The 18,094-nt window shown below is 41.0% G+C and carries 16 protein-coding genes; 10 read left to right on the top strand and 6 right to left on the bottom strand.

What is annotated here, in order from left to right; translation table 11 throughout:
• Positions 1-55 precede the first annotated feature (55 nt).
• The 4 genes from ERX29_RS07910 to ccpA all read left to right on the top strand — a co-directional run bounded on the left by ERX29_RS07910 (position 56) and on the right by ccpA (position 3,843).
• On the top strand, positions 56-610 hold the full coding sequence (locus ERX29_RS07910) for a DUF948 domain-containing protein (protein WP_133444174.1): 555 nt from the start codon (positions 56-58) through the stop codon (positions 608-610).
• 88 nt (positions 611-698) lie between these two features.
• Positions 699-1,607, top strand: a complete 909-nt coding sequence (locus ERX29_RS07905; protein WP_133444173.1) for a hypothetical protein — start codon at positions 699-701, stop codon at positions 1,605-1,607.
• Between the two features lie 106 nt (positions 1,608-1,713).
• Positions 1,714-2,787, top strand: coding sequence for a bifunctional 3-deoxy-7-phosphoheptulonate synthase/chorismate mutase (locus tag ERX29_RS07900; protein WP_133444172.1), 1,074 nt, complete (start codon positions 1,714-1,716; stop codon positions 2,785-2,787).
• A gap of 66 nt (positions 2,788-2,853) precedes the next feature.
• Complete coding sequence (ccpA, locus tag ERX29_RS07895) at positions 2,854-3,843, top strand: catabolite control protein A (RefSeq protein ID WP_133444171.1); 990 nt, start codon at positions 2,854-2,856, stop codon at positions 3,841-3,843.
• Positions 3,844-3,928: 85 nt separating this feature from the next.
• Here the strand turns inward: ccpA and ERX29_RS07890 are convergent, their stop codons facing one another.
• From ERX29_RS07890 to ERX29_RS07880, 3 genes are read right to left on the bottom strand one after another with little or no spacing between them, the layout of a single operon-like run.
• A complete protein-coding gene (locus ERX29_RS07890) occupies positions 3,929-5,068 on the bottom strand; it encodes an acetoin utilization protein AcuC (protein WP_133444170.1) in 1,140 nt (379 codons plus the stop codon).
• The gene (locus tag ERX29_RS07885) at positions 5,065-5,706 is read right to left on the bottom strand and encodes a CBS and ACT domain-containing protein (RefSeq protein WP_133444169.1); all 642 of its coding nucleotides are present in this window, start codon (positions 5,704-5,706) and stop codon (positions 5,065-5,067) included. Before ERX29_RS07885 ends, ERX29_RS07890 begins: the two co-directional genes overlap by 4 nt.
• An 11-nt stretch (positions 5,707-5,717) precedes the next feature.
• The gene (locus ERX29_RS07880) at positions 5,718-6,350 is read right to left on the bottom strand and encodes a GNAT family N-acetyltransferase (protein ID WP_133444168.1); all 633 of its coding nucleotides are present in this window, start codon (positions 6,348-6,350) and stop codon (positions 5,718-5,720) included.
• A gap of 100 nt (positions 6,351-6,450) precedes the next feature.
• Between ERX29_RS07880 and acsA the strand changes: the two genes are divergently transcribed.
• Both acsA and ERX29_RS07870 read left to right on the top strand, forming a co-directional pair.
• Positions 6,451-8,163 (top strand): acetate--CoA ligase, encoded by a 1,713-nt coding sequence (gene acsA, locus ERX29_RS07875; protein WP_133444167.1) that lies wholly within the window; start codon positions 6,451-6,453, stop codon positions 8,161-8,163.
• Positions 8,164-8,274: 111 nt separating this feature from the next.
• Positions 8,275-9,942, top strand: a complete 1,668-nt coding sequence (locus tag ERX29_RS07870) for a formate--tetrahydrofolate ligase (RefSeq protein ID WP_133444166.1) — start codon at positions 8,275-8,277, stop codon at positions 9,940-9,942.
• Positions 9,943-9,987: 45 nt separating this feature from the next.
• Here ERX29_RS07870 and ERX29_RS07865 read toward each other — a convergent pair whose 3' ends face one another.
• On the bottom strand, positions 9,988-12,408 hold the full coding sequence (locus ERX29_RS07865; RefSeq protein ID WP_133444165.1) for a transglycosylase domain-containing protein: 2,421 nt from the start codon (positions 12,406-12,408) through the stop codon (positions 9,988-9,990).
• Between the two features lie 333 nt (positions 12,409-12,741).
• On the opposite strand from ERX29_RS07865, the gene tyrS reads away from it, so the two are divergent.
• The 3 genes from tyrS to ERX29_RS07850 all read left to right on the top strand — a co-directional run bounded on the left by tyrS (position 12,742) and on the right by ERX29_RS07850 (position 15,542).
• The gene (gene tyrS, locus ERX29_RS07860; protein ID WP_133444164.1) at positions 12,742-13,998 is read left to right on the top strand and encodes a tyrosine--tRNA ligase; all 1,257 of its coding nucleotides are present in this window, start codon (positions 12,742-12,744) and stop codon (positions 13,996-13,998) included.
• Positions 13,999-14,076: 78 nt separating this feature from the next.
• Positions 14,077-14,673, top strand: coding sequence for a LemA family protein (locus tag ERX29_RS07855; protein WP_133444163.1), 597 nt, complete (start codon positions 14,077-14,079; stop codon positions 14,671-14,673).
• Complete coding sequence (locus ERX29_RS07850; protein ID WP_133444162.1) at positions 14,673-15,542, top strand: TPM domain-containing protein; 870 nt, start codon at positions 14,673-14,675, stop codon at positions 15,540-15,542. The genes ERX29_RS07855 and ERX29_RS07850 overlap by 1 nt, the downstream gene beginning before the upstream one ends.
• A gap of 42 nt (positions 15,543-15,584) precedes the next feature.
• Here the strand turns inward: ERX29_RS07850 and ERX29_RS07845 are convergent, their stop codons facing one another.
• Positions 15,585-16,796 (bottom strand): S1C family serine protease, encoded by a 1,212-nt coding sequence (locus ERX29_RS07845; RefSeq protein ID WP_133444161.1) that lies wholly within the window; start codon positions 16,794-16,796, stop codon positions 15,585-15,587.
• A gap of 163 nt (positions 16,797-16,959) precedes the next feature.
• Between ERX29_RS07845 and ERX29_RS07840 the strand changes: the two genes are divergently transcribed.
• Positions 16,960-17,568, top strand: a complete 609-nt coding sequence (locus ERX29_RS07840) for a lysophospholipid acyltransferase family protein (RefSeq protein WP_133444160.1) — start codon at positions 16,960-16,962, stop codon at positions 17,566-17,568.
• A 36-nt stretch (positions 17,569-17,604) separates the two neighbouring features.
• Here ERX29_RS07840 and ERX29_RS07835 read toward each other — a convergent pair whose 3' ends face one another.
• On the bottom strand, positions 17,605-17,820 hold the full coding sequence (locus tag ERX29_RS07835) for a hypothetical protein (RefSeq protein WP_133444159.1): 216 nt from the start codon (positions 17,818-17,820) through the stop codon (positions 17,605-17,607).
• Between the last annotated feature and the right edge of the window lie 274 nt (positions 17,821-18,094).

Here is an 18,094-nt window from a genome sequence, read left to right as displayed (position 1 = left end):
TAGCAGGGTAAAATGAGGTAGTAAAAACAGACAGTTTAAATAGGAGGGGTTTTATATGGAATGGATACTTCCAATCGCCGGTATCATCGCGGCACTGGCATTCTTAGTTCTATGTATCGGTATCGTAGTAGTATTATTATCAGTCAAGAAGAATCTTGATCATGTCGCTAAAACATTAGACGGCGTTGAAGGACAGATTCAAGGGATCACTCGTGAATCTACAGATTTATTACATAAGACCAATCGACTTGCTGAGGATGTACAGGATAAATCAGCTCGTCTGAATACTGTAGTAGATGCAGTAAAAGGTATTGGTGGTTCTGTACAGAATCTGAATAGTTCAGTAGATCGTGTCACTAATTCTGTGACTCATAACATTGCCAATAATCATGAGAATATCGCTCAAGTGGTTAAATGGTCAAATGTATTAATGGAAGTAGTGGATAAATGGGAAATGCGTAAACAGCGTCGTAACTCAGTAAATTTCGCTAACCAGCCGGTCTATAAAGAAACAACACGTACTGTTTATAATGAAGATACAACTAATGGCGGCGACGTAGATATGGTTAAAATTAAAGCCGGATTAGATAATAATTCTGATTTAAAATAATATTATACGTTTAAAGTTCAAATAAGTGGGAATATACTAACTATAACAAGTTAAGTATATTCCCAATTTTAATTAGGAGGTCATTATAATGACAAACACAAACAATAAAGACTTAACAAACGGTAATTTTGGTAAAGACAACAAAGATAGCAAGTTCGACACAGCTAAAAATGTTAATACTTTTGACAAAACACACACTAATAACACTTTAGACGTTGATACAAAAACGACAACATTTGATAAAGACAACAACTTCAACAAAGATAATAATTTTAACAAAGATAATAACTTTAATTCTTACGACAAAGTAAATACTCATGAAAAAGATGTTAATGCTTATCCAAACAACAATAACACTTATAACAGATCTTTAAGTGCAAACACATTAAAAGAATATGAAGTAAAAGATACTAACTATTCTACACGTGACTTTGCATTAGGTTTCACTGCAGGTGTATCTTTAGGTACATTACTTGGTCTATTATTTGCACCTAAAAAGGACAAGAAAAAAGACTACGATAAAGATGAGTTTAAAGGTTCTTATTTAAAAGGCAATCAATATAAAGAGGACAATAAACCATCAGCAGTTGATCAGTTAAAAGAAAAAGCAGGCGAAATCAAAGAAAAAGCTGCTGATAAAGTAGCAGAAGTAAAAGATAAAGCTCAAGATGTTAAAGAAGACGCTAAAGATAAAGCTCAGGACAAAAAAGAAGATAAAAAAACAACAGGCTATAATGAGTCAACAGGTCATGTTACTACTAAAGTAGAAACTGACACAGATGCTTTAGCAGCACAACGTCGTGCGATTAAAGACGAAGTAAATGATGATTCTTTAAAAGAACCAGTGGCAATTGTTGATAAAGATTTAAACACAAGTAAAAACACTGCTTCTACGAATAATAATTCTACTAAAGTGAATCCAAATACTAAAGTAGATACTAACAAAACTGATTATAAATCTGGTAACACAAATAACAAAAACAATAACAAAAAATAAGCGTTTATTTTAAAAGTTATTTAGGCTTGTGATATTATAGTAGGGTGAATTCTTGCCCTACTTTTTTTTATGGGATAGAATAATTTGAAGTCATGAGGTGTATCATATGTCTGAATTGAACCAGTTAAGAGAACGCATCGAAGAAATCAATATTGCTATATTAGACTTATTATCTGAGCGAGGAGAAATTGCTAAACAGATTGGTCTGGAAAAACGTAAAGCCGGCACAATGATTTATGATCCAATGCGCGAAAAAGAAATGATCAATAAGCTCCAGGATTTAAATAAAGGTCCCTATGATGATAATGTAATCAAGCAATTGTTCAAAGAGATTTTTAAAGCTTCGACCGAGCTGCAAAAATCTGAAAATGAGAAACATCTCTACGTATCTAGAAAACTGAAATCTGATGATACTATTGTTACAACAGCCAATGGAGGAGTAATTGGCGGTGATGAAAAAATATTCGTTTTCGGTCCATGTTCAGTTGAATCATATGAACAAGTTGAACAAGTTGCAGAGAATCTAGTCGAAAAAGGACAGAAATTTATTAGAGGCGGTGCATTCAAACCGCGTACATCTCCATATGACTTCCAGGGACTTGGAGTAGAAGGACTAAAAATTCTTAAAGAAATCAATAAAAAATACGATTTAGCAGTCATATCAGAAGTAGTTGACCCTCATCACTTTGAAATGGCTGATCCATATATAGATATTTATCAGATTGGTGCACGCAATATGCATAACTTCGAACTACTAAAAGAAGCGGGTCGTTCGAATAAACCGGTGTTGTTAAAACGTGGTCTTTCAGCAACGATCGAGGAACTGATTTATGCCGCTGAATATATTCATGCGAGTGGTAACAGCAATATTATTATTTGTGAGCGAGGCATCCGAACTTACGAAAAAGCGACTAGAAACACACTTGATATTTCTGCAGTGCCAATATTAAAACAGGGCACACATCTACCTGTTCTTGTTGATGTCACTCATTCTACTGGCAGAAAAGACATTATGCTCCCAGTGGCGAAAGCAGCTCTTGCTGTAGGAGCAGATGGGGTGATGGCTGAAGTACATCCGGATCCTTCTGTCGCACTCAGCGATGCTGGTCAGCAGATGGATCTGAATGAATTCGATCTGTTCTACAAGGAAATTGAGCAGGCAAGAAAACTTTATCGGTGAAAAACATTATGAAAACCAAATGAAAACGTGTTAGAATAGTAGAGAAAACGATTACAGGAGGAAGCTATGACAGTCACTATATATGATGTTGCAAGAGAAGCAAAGGTTTCAATGGCAACAGTTTCACGCGTGGTCAATGGGAATCCTAATGTGAAACCAGCGACGCGTGACCGTGTCAATGAAGTGATCGAACGGTTAAATTACCGTCCGAATGCTGTAGCAAGAGGACTTGCCAGCAAAAAAACGACAACAGTCGGTGTTATTATTCCTGATATTTCGAACATTTACTATTCTGAGCTGGCACGTGGGCTGGAAGACGTTGCAACAATGTACAAGTATCAGACGATTATTTCCAATTCAGACAATGATCCGCAGAAAGAACGTGAGATTTTTAATAATCTGCTGAGCAAGCAGGTTGATGGCATCATTTTTCTTGGAGGAACTTTATCCAATGAAACAGCGGGATTAATAAAAACATCATCAGTACCAGTTGTCGTATCTGGAACAGAAGATAATGATAGTTCGCTGCCGGCAGTCAATATTGACTACCGTGCAGCAAGTCGTGAAGTTACGGAAAAACTGGTCAAAGATGGAGCACGACAGTTTGCATTTGTCGGTGGTGGTTATTCAGAGAAAGCACGTCATGAAGTAATGGCTGGGATGAAAGAAGTGCTGACAGCAAATGACATTGATATTGATGATCAAGCCGTATATATTGGTAACGAACAGTATCTTGACGGAGCAAAAGCATTTGAACAGTTGAAGGCGTTGAAACCGGAAGTGATTCTCTGTATTAGTGATGAGCAGGCTATTGGTCTTGTTCATGCGGCACAGGATTCCGGTCTATCTATACCGGAGGACTTACAGATTGTAAGTTTCAATAATACAAGACTTGTCCAGATGGTCCGTCCTAAATTATCAAGTGTCATGCAGCCGCTATATGATATTGGAGCGGTCGGGATGAGATTGCTGACGAAATTCATGAATGACGAAGAAATTGACGATAACCAGGTCATTCTTCCGTATCATATTGACTATCGAGGCACAACGAAATAATAAAGCAGTGACAATAAGAAAAATCCAGAACATGATTAAATCTGTTCTGGATTCTTTTTTTGAGCTGTTAACACTTTAATAGTCATCATTCGTAATGCTGAATGATCCGTTCAACCATTCTAGCATTTTTCTCCGTAATTTCAGCACGACGTGGGATAATCTGATAATCTGCTTCATCGGCATGCCAAGTCTCCGGCAGTGTCATTTTCGATTTCTCCTGCCACTTCTTCAGCCAGTCTGAAGGGAGATTTCCTTCCGGAGCAGGAATATCTTTCATGGCAAGCCAGACCTGACTCCAGGCAAGGGGTGCTACTTGAAAGATATTATAGCCTCCGCCGCCGACTGCGATCCATCTGCCGCGACAGTAAGTGTCGGCCAGCCGCTTCACGATTCTTGGGATTTCCTCAAATATTCGGTGGGTACAGTGAAGATGCGTCAATGGATCTAAATAGTGGGCATCTGCGCCGTTTTGACTGATGATGACATCCGGTTTAAAGAAGCGGCATGCGACTTCCACGCTTTCCTTGAAACACTGTAAAAACGAATCATCTTCCGTATAAGCATCTATCGGCAGATTCATACTATATAAATAACCTTCCCCTTCACCTTTTTCATTGATTCCGCCCGTCCCCGGAAATAAATATCTGCCTGTTTCATGAATTGAGTAGGTGAACGTCTGATTATCATTATAGAATGACCACTGGACACCGTCTCCGTGATGAGCATCTGTATCGATATAAAGCACTCGTGCACCGTACTTCTGCTTCATATATTCTATAGCAACTGCGCTGTCGTTATAAATGCAGAATCCTGAAGCACGTCCTTTAAAGCCGTGATGCAGGCCGCCACCTAAATTACATGCTGTCTGATCCTGACCGGTCATCACGATATCACAGGCAGTTAAAGTGGCTCCGACAAGCCACACACTGCTGTCATGCATCGCTTCGAAGTTCGGTGTGTCATTTGTATTAAGACCATAGCTGTCGCACTTTGCCTGGCTGAGTGTGCCGAGTCCAGCCTGTTTCACTGCTTCCACATAATCTTTTGTATGAACCAGTGTTAATTCATCATCTGTTGCTTTTCTTGCCGGGACCATATCTTTGTCATCCAGAACACCGAGCGACTGCAGCAGTTCAGTTGTCAGCACGAGCCGCATCTGGTTGAATGGATGACTATCAGAAAATCTATAGTTCAGCAATTCCTTAGAGTAGACATATTTACTCATAGGCCGCTGTTCTGCGGTGTTCTTACTCTGAACCCCGTGTCGTTCAAGTCAGCTATGATTTTTGTCGGATTCATAGACTGCATACGGATGAGTACAAGCTTATAGCCTGGGTTGGTCCGGTCCCGGTAGACAAGGATGCTTTCAATGCTGACTTTATTAACATTGAATACTTTTGTTACTTCATGCATGATACCTGGCTGATCAGGAACTGCTACTTCTATCGCTGAGCCTGGTGCAGTCACACCAGTCAGTTCGAGAAACGTATTCAACATATCTTTCTGTGTAACAATACCGATACATTTATTGTTCTGTACGACAGGAATACTGCCTATTTTCAGTTCATAGAAATCGACTGCGATATCCTCGACGAAATCAAGTGGATGACAAGTGACGACATCTTTATGCATAATCCGGGTGACGGGCATAGCGAGATGTGCTGCTGAGTCTTCTTCTCCCAGTATGGAAGGAAGTGCTAAGTTAATATCACGGTCTGTCACAATTCCGAGAACTTTCATCGTTTCATCGACAACTGGCAGATGCCGTATGTCTTTTTGCGCCATAAGTTCAAGCGCCTGCTCAATAGTATGGTGATCATTGATCGTAAGGCATGGGCTGGTCATAATTCGTTCAACTAACATCGCTGTTCCTCCTACATAAAGAATCGGTTCGTAAATCTGATCTTATCAAACTGGTCGATTTGCTCGTTTGTAATTCTGCTGCCAATACGTGCCATTAGACAGTTGGCAGGATGACTGGTGATTTCAGGATCATTGGTTGCAAACACTTCCAGACCACCGGCTGCCATCATCTTCTGCATGATTTTCTTGTAATCAAAAACATTCAGCTTTGTATTTTTCAAATCCCAGTGCCAATAATATTCTGTCGTGATGATGATGTAATCTTCAACCTGGTCATCCCGCATGGATAGCTTCAGCATTTCCTTGCCGAGACCAAGACTGCGATAGTTAAGTGATACTTCGATTGCACCAAGTTCAAGCAGAAAGGGGAGATTACCTTCACTCCAGCGTTCCATCGGATCAGGATATAAGTAAGTTGTATAACCGATAATGTTGTCTCCATCCCGGCAGATGATGATGCGTCCTTCAGGCAGGTCGGCAATTTCCTTGACGGCTTCAAACTGTTCGGGTGGTCTTCTGAATGCGACAAGACCATCATCGAACGTATATTGACTCAGCGTATCACTAGAAACTGGACCTTCGACGATAATATATCTATCATCTTTATGATGGTCATGCCGGTAATATGTTTTAGTATGTTCCATGCCTGTCTCCTTGAAAATTCTAATTTTTTTGAAAAATTCATTTGATTTATTATATAATAACATTGTAGCATTGAAAACGTATACAAAAGGGGATGTCATGATGAAGACAGAGATATATGAAGTAGAACCAGGAGAATACAATTTACAGAATTATGATGAACGCTACAGTAACTTTGACTGGAAAGAAGTGGAGCAGGCATTCTCCTGGCACGACACGGGTCAAGTGAATATGGCGTACGAATGTATCGACCGCCACGTTGAAAATGGAAGAGGCGATAAAGTCGCTCTTTATTATAAGGATGCCAGCAGAAATGAGTCGTATACATTTGAAGAGATGATGAAGAAGTCGAACAAAGCTGCGAATGTACTAAAACAGACGACAAATGTTGCTAAAGGTGACAGACTGTTTATTTTTATGCCGCGTTCCCCTGAATTATATTTTGTGCTGCTCGGTGCATTAAAGATCGGTGCCATTGTCGGGCCGTTATTTGAAGCATTTATGGAGAAAGCAGTAAAAGACAGACTTGAAAACAGTGAGGCGTCGATCATCGTCACAACAAACAGTCTGGTCGGACGTATTCCAGTTGACGAACTGCCGAATTTAAAGCATATCGTTATCGTTGATGATCATGTCGCTGAAAATCATATTGATTTCAACAAAGCATTTGAAGGTGCGTCTGATGAGTTCGATATAGAGTGGCTCGATAAAGAAGACGGCTTAATTCTGCACTATACGTCCGGCTCAACCGGACAGCCAAAAGGCGTGCTGCATGTTCAATATGCAATGGTTCAGCACTATATTTCCGGACACTACGTCCTCGATTTAAAAGAAGATGATATTTACTGGTGTACTGCTGACCCTGGATGGGTGACAGGTACGAGCTACGGTGTATTCGCTCCGTGGCTGAACGGTGCGACCAATGTGATTGCAGGAGGAAGATTCTCACCTGAAGGCTGGTACAGTACCATCGAAGAATTCAAAGTGACAGTATGGTATTCAGCTCCGACTGCATTCAGAATGCTCATGGGAGCAGGCGACGAATTGATCAAGAACTATAATCTTTCAAGTTTAAGACATGTATTGTCAGTCGGTGAGCCGTTGAACCCTGAAGTCATCAAATGGGGCTATAAAGTATTCGGCAAGAGAATTCATGATACTTGGTGGATGACTGAAACAGGAGCTCATATGATTGTCAACTATCCAAGTATGATGATTAAATCAGGTTCTATGGGTAAGCCACTTCCAGGTGTTGTGGCTGCCATCGTAGATAACGAAGGAAATGAACTGCCTCCGAACCGTATGGGTAACCTCGCACTTAAAGAAGGCTGGCCATCCATGATGAGAGATATTTGGAACAACCATCCGAAATATGAATCATATTTCCTGCCAGGCGGCTGGTATATTTCAGGAGATTCAGCCTATATGGACGAGGACGGATACTTCTGGTTCCAGGGCCGTGTAGATGACGTCATTATGACTGCCGGCGAACGTGTCGGTCCTTTCGAAGTGGAATCGAAACTCGTTGAACATCCGGCAGTTGCTGAAGCAGGGGTCATCGGTAAACCTGATCCTATACGCGGAGAGATTATCAAAGCATTTATTGCGCTCCGCGAAGGATATGAACCGACCGATGAACTGAAAGAGGAAATTCGAGTCTTTGTCAAAAATGGTCTTGCAGCACATGCCGCACCGAGAGAAATTGAATTCAAAGATAAGCTGCCGAAGACGCGTTCAGGTAAGATTATGAGACGTGTACTGAAAGCATGGGAACTTGACTTACCGACAGGTGACTTAAGCTCGATGGAAGACTAATCAAATAAGTACTACTTGTAAAGGTATGACACCTTGGCAGTGCCAAGGTGTCTCAGTTTGTCTGAAAGTACATGAATAAATACAACAATGATTCAGAAAAGGAGAATGGTGATGACTGAATATTTATCAGATTTAGAAATTGCGAAGCGTTCCAGAATCCGACCGATTAGCTCTATTGCAGAAGAAGCAGGAATTCCTTTTGGAGCGGTTGAACCTTATGGTTTCTATAAAGCAAAAATTGATACAGCAAAAATTAATGCGAAGCCTTCAGGTAAAGTCGTATTAGTGACTGCGATGAGTCCGACGCCCGCAGGAGAAGGAAAATCAACAGTGACTGTCGGCCTGAGCGATGCTTTCAGACAGCTCGGTGATCAAGTGATGGTGGCACTGCGGGAACCTTCTCTTGGTCCTGTGTTCGGCATGAAAGGAGGTGCAACAGGTGGGGGTTATGCTCAAGTGCTGCCGATGGAGGAAATCAATCTTCATTTCAATGGCGACCTGCATGCCATCACGACAGCAAACAATGCTCTAGCCGCATTCATCGATAATCATATTTATCACGGTAATCCATTGAATATAGACCCCCGCCGTATTACATGGAAACGAGTGATGGATATGAATGACCGCACACTGCGCGAAGTGATTGTCGGACTCGGCGGACCGTTCAAAGGTGTGCCGCGTGAAGATGGCTTTGACATAACAGTTGCGAGTGAAATTATGGCAGTGTTCTGTTTATCCCGTGATATTCATGACTTAAAAGAGAATATCGCGAAGATTACCATTGGCTATACGTATGATAAATCACCGGTCACGGTCAAGGACTTAGGGGTAGAAGGCGCACTTGCACTCATTTTAAAAGATGCGATTAAACCGAACCTCGTACAGACGATTGAAGGAACACCGGCATTAATCCACGGCGGACCATTTGCCAATATTGCACACGGCTGTAATTCCATCATTGCAACGAATACGGCACGTCGTCTTGCAGACATCGTAGTTACAGAAAGCGGCTTCGGATCTGATCTCGGTGCGGAGAAATTCATGGATATTAAAGCGGGACGTGCAGGGCTTGAACCTGCTGCCATTGTAGTCGTAGCAACCATCCGTGCAATGAAGATGCACGGCGGTGTAGCGAAAGATCAGTTGAAAGCAGAGAATGTTGATGGCGTAAAAGCAGGCATCGTCAATTTAGAGAAACATCTTGAGAATTTGAGACAGTTCGGAGTGGAACCGGTAGTCGCACTCAATGCCTTTGTAACTGATACAGAAGCAGAAGTTGATTTTGTCAGAAACTGGTGTGCTGACCGTAACATCAAAATGGCATTGACGGAAGTATGGAAAAAAGGTGGTGCCGGAGGTGTTGAACTGGCGAGACTAGTGAAAGAAGTGTTGGCCGAGAAACAGAACTTCAAACCACTGTATGAACTGGAGCTGCCAGTAGAAGAAAAAATCCGGACAATCGTTCAGAAAATCTACGGCGGAGATAATGTCGTCTTTTCTGACAGTGCAAAAAAACAGCTGAATACTATTAAAGATAACGGCTGGGACAATTATCCTGTCTGCATGGCGAAAACTCAGTACTCATTTACAGATGATCCTAAAAAAATTGGACGTCCTACAGGTTTTGAGATCACTATCCGGGAGCTGATTCCTAAAACAGGAGCAGGATTCATTGTCGCGCTGACTGGTGATATTATGACTATGCCTGGCCTGCCGAAACAACCAGCTGCGCTCAACATGGATATCGATGCCAATGGAAATGCAGTCGGGTTGTTCTAGAAAAGTCCGAAATAAAAGAGGAAATCCTATACAGGATTTCCTCTTTTATTGATTGGCATTCGTTATTGTTGCCGGTGTCTCTTTTTTATTGTCTTTCGCACCAGATGTATTGACTCCGGATAATTCAGGGAAAGAGTCAGCCACTGGCCGTTTCACTGAAACCTTATCTCCTGTTTTACCATCCAGTCTGATACCTAGGCGGTCCAGCACTGATTGCGATTTCAATGTTTTCTGTGATACATCGGTTTGATTAGAGACAAGACTTGCTTTGACCGGTTCTCCAGGTTCACAAGTTCCTTTTCTGCTGTTTGTGAACTGACAGATTTCTTCTGTTATTACTGAAGCAGGCTGTTCGAACTGCTTATCGACACCCATCTGTTTCTGATCTACCGCTGTTGCTGCATTGACGATGTCACGCCATAAAGTCAGCTGGTAATGATTTTCTTCATCAAAGGTTGTCGGCTTATCATAGCCCATCCATATACCCATTGTCACAACAGGGTTAAAGCCAACGAATAAGCTGTCGGTTGCATCCTGAGCTGTTCCAGTTTTTCCTGCCCACTGCTGGTTATACTGAAATGCCCCTTTTAACTGATAAGCACTTCCCGTATCCAGGACGCCTTTTAGCATATCTGTCATAATATATGCCGTCGCATTACTGAAAACACGTTCTGGTCTTGCTTTATGCTGATAGATGACTTTACCGTCTCTGGAACGGATCGTTTCGATAAGATAGCTTTCCTGATAGTTCCCTTTATTAGCAAACGTTGAAAAGCCATCGACATCATCTTCAAGTGTGATATCTGTCGCACCAAGCGGCAATGATAAGTTCGACTTTTCTGTATATGGAATGTTCATATGCATCTTTTCAAGGAAATTCCACGGTTGTCTGTCCTGTATTCCTGAATAGAGTCGGAGCGTACTTAAGTTGAATGAGTTCTCAAGAGCAATTCTTGCTGTCACTTGATTATATTCTTTCCGCGCATAGTTTTCCGGTGAATAACCGTTAATATCAAACTTTTTATCAAACAGCACTGTTTCAGGCGTGATAACACCATATTCAACTGCTGGCGCATATGTCAGCAGCGGTTTCATCGTAGAACCGGGAGAGCGTTTTGTCTGTGTGGCATGATTATTCTGTGATTTATCATGGTTGCGACCACCGACAAATGCTAATATTTTACCGGTCTTGTTTTCTTTCAGCATTACTCCGACCTCGTGCTGAAGTGTCTTCATCTTACCATTCAATTGTACTTGTCTATCATATGAATAATAATTTGGATTACTTTTAATTTCATCCATCACATCAAAGATTTTCTTGTTGACGGTCGTATCGATTGAATAACCTTCGTTTCTTAGAGCACGGTCTGCTTTTTGGCTATATTTATCGTTCAACACAGGTGTTTCATTGATTTCCTGTTTGGAGATTCCGTCCTGTTCAGCGAGAATGTACTTCATGATATCAATCGCACGACGTTCTACCTCTTCAATCAGGAATGGATATTTATCTGCTGGTGTTGCGACACGTTCCTCGAATGATTTTTTCAAATTAAACCTTTTAGCCTGATCATATTCTTTCTGAGTGATTTTCTTTTCCTGGAGCATTCTTGTCAGTACGTACTGCTGTCGATTGAATCCATAGCTCAGTTCTTCGTCGCTCTTTAAACTGCCATTAGTCATAAATGGTGTATAAGTGTAAGGATTTTGAGGGAGTCCAGCAAGAAATGCACTTTGTGCAATATTTAGGTCTTTCGCGTGTTTTCCGAAAACACCGCGTGCTGCTGCTTCAATACCTGCCACATTCTGACCATTTGTATTACGCCCGAAACTGACGACGTTCAAATATGCAGACATAATTTCATTTTTAGTCAGTGACTTTTCAACACGGAATGACAACAGCATTTCCTTCGCTTTACGTTCAAATGACGTTTCATTGGATAACAGCTGATTTTTTATCAGCTGCTGAGTCAGTGTACTGCCGCCGGAAGTAGAACTAGCACCTAGAATTTCCTGTGCTGATGCTCTAATGAAGGCTTTAGGTACAATACCGTTATGTTCATAGAAGTATTCATCTTCTGTTGCTACCAGTGCATCAACGATATGAGGATTGATATTCTTGTAATCCACAACCTGTCTCTGTGTATCTGCATTTAAGCTGCCTAGTGACTGACCTGTGCCAAAGTAGACAGTTGTACTTTCTGTCATCTGATTCAAAGATTTCTTCAGCGCGGCGTCACTTTGTACTGGCTGATCTTTGACCAGTGCAGCAAAATAACCGGCCCCAAAGCCCGATAGCAGCGAAATCAGCAGAATCGTCAGTATAATAAAGAAGAAAAAGACATTTGCTGCTGTATGGTAAATCGTATGAAAGATGACATAAGGCGTCCAATCAATGGATTTCAACCTTGTTTTACTACTAGTGTATGTATTCTTCGCCCGAGAAGAAATTTGCTTATAATTTGCCATTTACAGCCTCCCACATTATTTAAAGTATATCATATCAAGACACTTGACGTAGTTGAAGTGAAACATTAAACTAATAACATAATTATATAGTGTTCAGACTAAAGGACAAGTAATAAATGATGAATTTCTAAAGAGAGTCAGTGGTGCTGGAAACTGATGAAATAACATTTATGAATACACCTTACAGAACAGTCTGACGGACGATGACCGTTTCATCGGACAAGTGATGAGCAATCATAAGTATGGTGGTACCGTGCATTCAAGCACCCTTACGTTTCGACGTATCGGTGCTTTTTTATTTTCATTAAGTAATCACATTGAGGAGGACAATACATGAATGCATTATTAGAAGATTTACGGTGGAGAGGCCTGATTTATCAGGAGACACATCCGGAAGAAATAGAAGCATTACTGAACAAAGAGTCAGTAAGTCTATACTGTGGTGCAGATCCGACGGCTGACAGTCTTCATATTGGACATTTGCTGCCATTTCTGACGTTAAAAAGATTTCAGCAGCATGGACATCGTCCGGTCGTACTGATCGGCGGTGGAACTGGAATGATCGGTGATCCATCTGGTCGTACAGATGAACGTGTGCTGCAGACACCGGAAATGGTTCAGAAAAACGTTGACGGTATTAACAAACAGATGGAACAGCTGTTTGATTTTACTGGTGACAACGGAGCGCTGCGTGTTAACAATAAAGACTGGCTCGGACAAATTGATCTGCTGACATTTCTTCGCGATTATGGTAAACACGTCGGTGTCAATTACATGCTTGCTAAAGACAGTATACAGTCACGACTTGAAGGCGGAATATCATTCACTGAATTCACCTATACCATTCTTCAGGCCATCGACTTCGGACATTTGAATCAGAAGCACAACGTCAAACTGCAGATCGGTGGTTCTGACCAGTGGGGGAATATCACATCTGGAATCGAACTGATGCGCCGGATGTACGGTGAAGTAGAAGCTTATGGCATGACGATTCCACTTGTCACAAAGTCAGATGGCAAGAAGTTCGGTAAATCTGAAAGTGGGTCTGTCTGGCTTGATAGTACAAAGACCTCTCCTTATGAATTCTACCAGTTCTGGATCAACACACCGGATGCAGACGTCATCAAATACTTGAAATACTTCACTTTCCTATCACATGATGAAATTAATATCCTTGAAAAATCGGTCAACGAAGAACCCCATCTTCGTCTCGCTCAGAAAAAGCTTGCAGAAGAAGTGACGACACTTGTTCACGATGAAGCGGCTTTGAACGATGCCATCCGTATTACTGATGCATTGTTCAAAGGTGATTTGACATCGCTGTCTGCAGCAGAGATTCGTGAAGGATTCAAAGATGTACCGCAGTCTACTGTCAAAGATGCGACGAATTTGGTCGACTTGCTTGTAGAAGCAGGCATTTCTCCGAGTAAACGTCAGGCCCGTGAGGATATTACAAATGGTGCGATTTCAATCAATGGTGACAAGCAGACAGATGTCAATTACGAAGTGGGCGTTAAAGATAAAATTGATAACGCCTTCACTATAGTCAGACGCGGCAAGAAAAAGTATTTCATGGTCACTTATAATTAACGTCAAGATTGGTTAAAACCAATCTTTTTTGGGTAGTGTGTATAAGGTAGACTATTAAATAATAAAGGAGCAAACTACATGAGAAAACTTTTAATACCTATTATTGCAATTGTAGGTGTCTTATTATTACTGGGAAGTATGATGATCGGTCCATATAACAGACTGGTTGATCTTGAGCAGGATGTCGAAAAAGCTGAGGCTAATATCGATACGAACTTACAGAGACGTCTTGACTTAATTCCTAACTTGGTAGAAACAGTGAAAGGCTACGCAAAACATGAAGAAGATGTCTTTAAATCTGTAGCGGATGCACGTTCTAAATTAGCAGGAGCAACTCAGAACGGATCAATCGAAGAGAAATCTCAAGCCAATGCAGAGATGACTTCAGCGTTAGGCCGTTTGATTGCTATCAGTGAAGCATATCCTGAACTGAAAGCAGATACACAGTTCACTGGACTGCGCGATGAACTTGCTGGTACAGAGAACCGTATCGCTGTAGCGCGTCGTGACTATAATGATGTCGTGACTGACTATAATAAAGTCGTCAAACGTTTTCCTGGCAGCATCATCGCTGGTATCACAGGATTTGATGAGAAAGATTACTTTAAAGCAGATAGTGCTGCACAAAATGCACCGAATGTTGATTTCAACTCAGATAAAAAGGACAATAATTAATGAATAAAATCGCGTTAATCTTCGCGATTTTAGTCAGTGCTTTGTTACCGCTGAACGGGGCGAATGCAGCTGAACCTCTACCTAAGCTTAAAAAACCTGTATACACACAGGACAACGCATCATTATTGTCCGGCACTCAAGTGTCAGAGATCAATGAGCTGGGTGAACGGCTGGAGCAAGGTACGACTGCAGAAATCCTATTGATGACTATGCCTTCAATAGGTCAGGAGAACCGCGGCGATTATGCACTTCGTGCGGGTCGTGAATATGGTGTCGGTCAGAAAGATAAGGATAATGGAATTGTCATTCTGCTGAACCTGGATAATGGTAATGAATTTAGAAACCGAGGTGTAGAAGTGCAGGTCGGTTACGGACTTGAAGGCGTACTGAACGATGCTAAAGTCGGTGCGCTGATTGACCAGTATGCCATGCCCGATTTACGTCAGGCAGTTGCAGCAGATCCTAAAGGCCAGAGTGCTGAATCAAAGCAGCTGTATGGTCAGGCAATGACTAAGCTCTACAAAGCAGTTTGGCAGGAAATTGCTGACTCTTATGGTTATGATGGCAGTAAATTCACACGTGATGAACCGATGCAGCCACAGTCGACAGGGGGTTCTTTCAGTGTCTTCCAAATATTGATTACACTGTTCTTCCTGTATCTCATCTTCTCTATCTTCTTTAGAGGAGGCGGCGGTGGCGGTCCACGTGGTCGTAGAAGAGGCGGTTTAGGACCAGTCATCTTCTTCCCGACAGGCGGCGGATTTTCATCCGGCGGATTCTCTTCAGGAGGATTCGGAGATGGCGGCGGCTTCGGTGGTGGATTTGGCGGCGGCGGTTTCGGCGGCGGCGGTGCTGGACGAGGCTTCTAAAAAGAGAGCAGATGCAAATGCATCTGCTCTTTTTGCTGGTCTTTAGTTAGTTTGATCTTTTGTACTGCGCAGTGTGAGTTCTACTTCTTTTGTGCTGCCGTCTCTTATAATCGTAAATTTAACAGTGTCACCTGCTTTTTTGTTCTGATAAATATAAGATTTAAGCTCACTGTCTGAAGCAACTTTTTCTCCATCTACTTCAGTAATTAAGTCACCTTCATCAAACACTTTTCCTGCATAATCGTCTGTCTGAGCAACAATGACGCCTTTATTTGAATCGATTCCGAGTTCATTTAAATATTGTGTCGGTATAGAATCAGCGCTTGTTAACGCAAGGCCCATATATGGTCTAATGACTTTACCGTTTTTGACGATCTGTTCAATAATCGTCTTAACGTCATTCGATGGGATAGCGAAACCGATACCTTCTACTTCTGTTGAAGAAATTTTCATTGAATTGATACCAATCAATTGTCCTCCGGCATTTAATAAAGCACCGCCTGAATTACCCGGATTGATGGCCGCATCTGTCTGAATCGCTTTAACAGAAGAAGTTCCAGCTGACGTTGAAACATCCATTGTCCGTTCTTTAGCGCTGACAATCCCTTCTGTCACGCTGTTAGCAAAGTCAAGGCCAAGTGGATTACCGATAGCATATACAGTATCACCGGTTCTGATGCCTGATGAATCACCGAAAGTCACAGGTTTAATATTCAGCTGATTATTTACTTTCAATACGGCGATATCTGTCAGTGCATCTGTACCTATCAGTTCTGCATCGTATTGTTTTCCGGTTGAGAGCTGAACTTTAATGTTTGTTGCACCTTCTACAACGTGATTGTTCGTTACGATATAAGAAGCATTGTTATCTGCCTGATAGATGACACCAGAGCCTGTCCCTGTTTCCTGTTCCTTACTTTGAGCGGGTGCAAAAGGATTGCTGCTGTCAGCTTTCTGCATATTGATAACACCAACAATAGCTGGAGAAATTTGATCGATCATATCTGCAAGATTCTTCTGATTAGAAGTTTTCGACACATTATAACTGTCTTTACTATCGTTTACTGTCGTGACGGTACCTGCATTGTCGTTATGTTGATCTAACAGTGGTAATTGCATGGCTCCGACAGTTAGCACTGAGCCGAGAACACCACCAAGCAGAGCGTAGGGGAACACACTTTTTCTTTTCACGGGAGCGGATGGTGTCGGGTGCAAGGCTTTCTGTATATGTTCTTGTTCTTCATTAATAGTCATATCTTTACCTCCATTTAACGTTTCTTCTTTAAATTGCTGATAACTATTTTTAACATTTGATTATGAAAATATAATGAAAATCAAATAAAATTATCTCTTATCTTTATTGACGCTATGTTAAAATATAAACGTAATAAAAGATTGTTGAAATAGGGGTGTCTCAATGTATAAGCCGATAGCGTCCATATTATATTTTGTGTTGAAAGTATTACTGAGGAAAGTTAAAGTAATCGATAAAAAATATCTACCTGCTGATTCGCGCTACGTTGTAACGTGTACTCACAACAGTATGGTTGAAATTGTTATACTGGCAGTTGCTGTTTATCCGAATGAAATCAATTATATGGCGAAGCAGGAATTATTTAAAAATAAATTACTGAAATGGTTCTTCACGAATACGAATGCCTTTCCAGTCAATCGTGAAAATCCTGGTCCATCGACATTAAAAATCCCTGTCAAATTATTGAATCAAGGAAAAACAATCGGCATGTTTCCGGCTGGTTCAAGACAGGCAGGTGCTCCAGTGAAACGGGGAGCAGCGACTATTGCTGTTCTTGCAAAAGCTCCCATTATCCCTGCAAGTTATAAAGGCGTATCTACGTTTAAAGCACTGTTTAAACCGGGGGCTAAAACTTATATCAAATTCGGTGAGCCGATTATCCCTGAAGTTTTTCTCGCAGATCACAAGAAAAGTGAAGCAATTGATAAGATTACTGCAGAACTGGAAACTAGAATGAAACGGTTAAGTGACGACCTGGAACAAAAAAATTAATCAATGGAAAAAGCATCGGAAAATTCCGATGCTTTTTTAATCTGCTTTCATAACGATAGTCTCAGTATACTCATCCGGATAAATGAATTCTAGCTTAATGACATGTGATTTGTTAGTCTTCTTAGCGACCGCTTTAGATTGGTCTCTATATGAATTTAAACAAATATACTTCTCTTTTTCGTCTATCAATTGAAATTTTGTGTCGTTTACATATGAAGTTGGATGAGATGCTTTTAATAAAATTGTTGGCATCATGCCCACTCCTTTATATTTAGTTTTTAGTATCATTTTTATACTAATAGCCTTTTTTAAAAGATATAAACATAGAGCACGACAAAATTAAAAAATAATTTAACTGTGCTAGAAAGTGAAACGTATATATTAAATATTCTGAATCACTAGTGTTGCATAAAAATATTTCAACCTACGGTTTTAAATGGAATATTCTAAAAATTTATTTTCTGTACAAAAAAAGTCCTTTATAATGGTTGGAGGTAGTAATACACATCCAAATCCAATACAAAGG

Source organism: Macrococcus lamae (genome assembly GCF_004359545.1).
In the GTDB taxonomy this organism is placed as follows: Bacteria; Bacillota; Bacilli; order Staphylococcales; family Staphylococcaceae; genus Macrococcus; species Macrococcus lamae.
The sequence above is the reverse complement of the archived record's forward strand: the minus strand, read 5'-3'. Positions and strand labels throughout refer to the sequence as shown.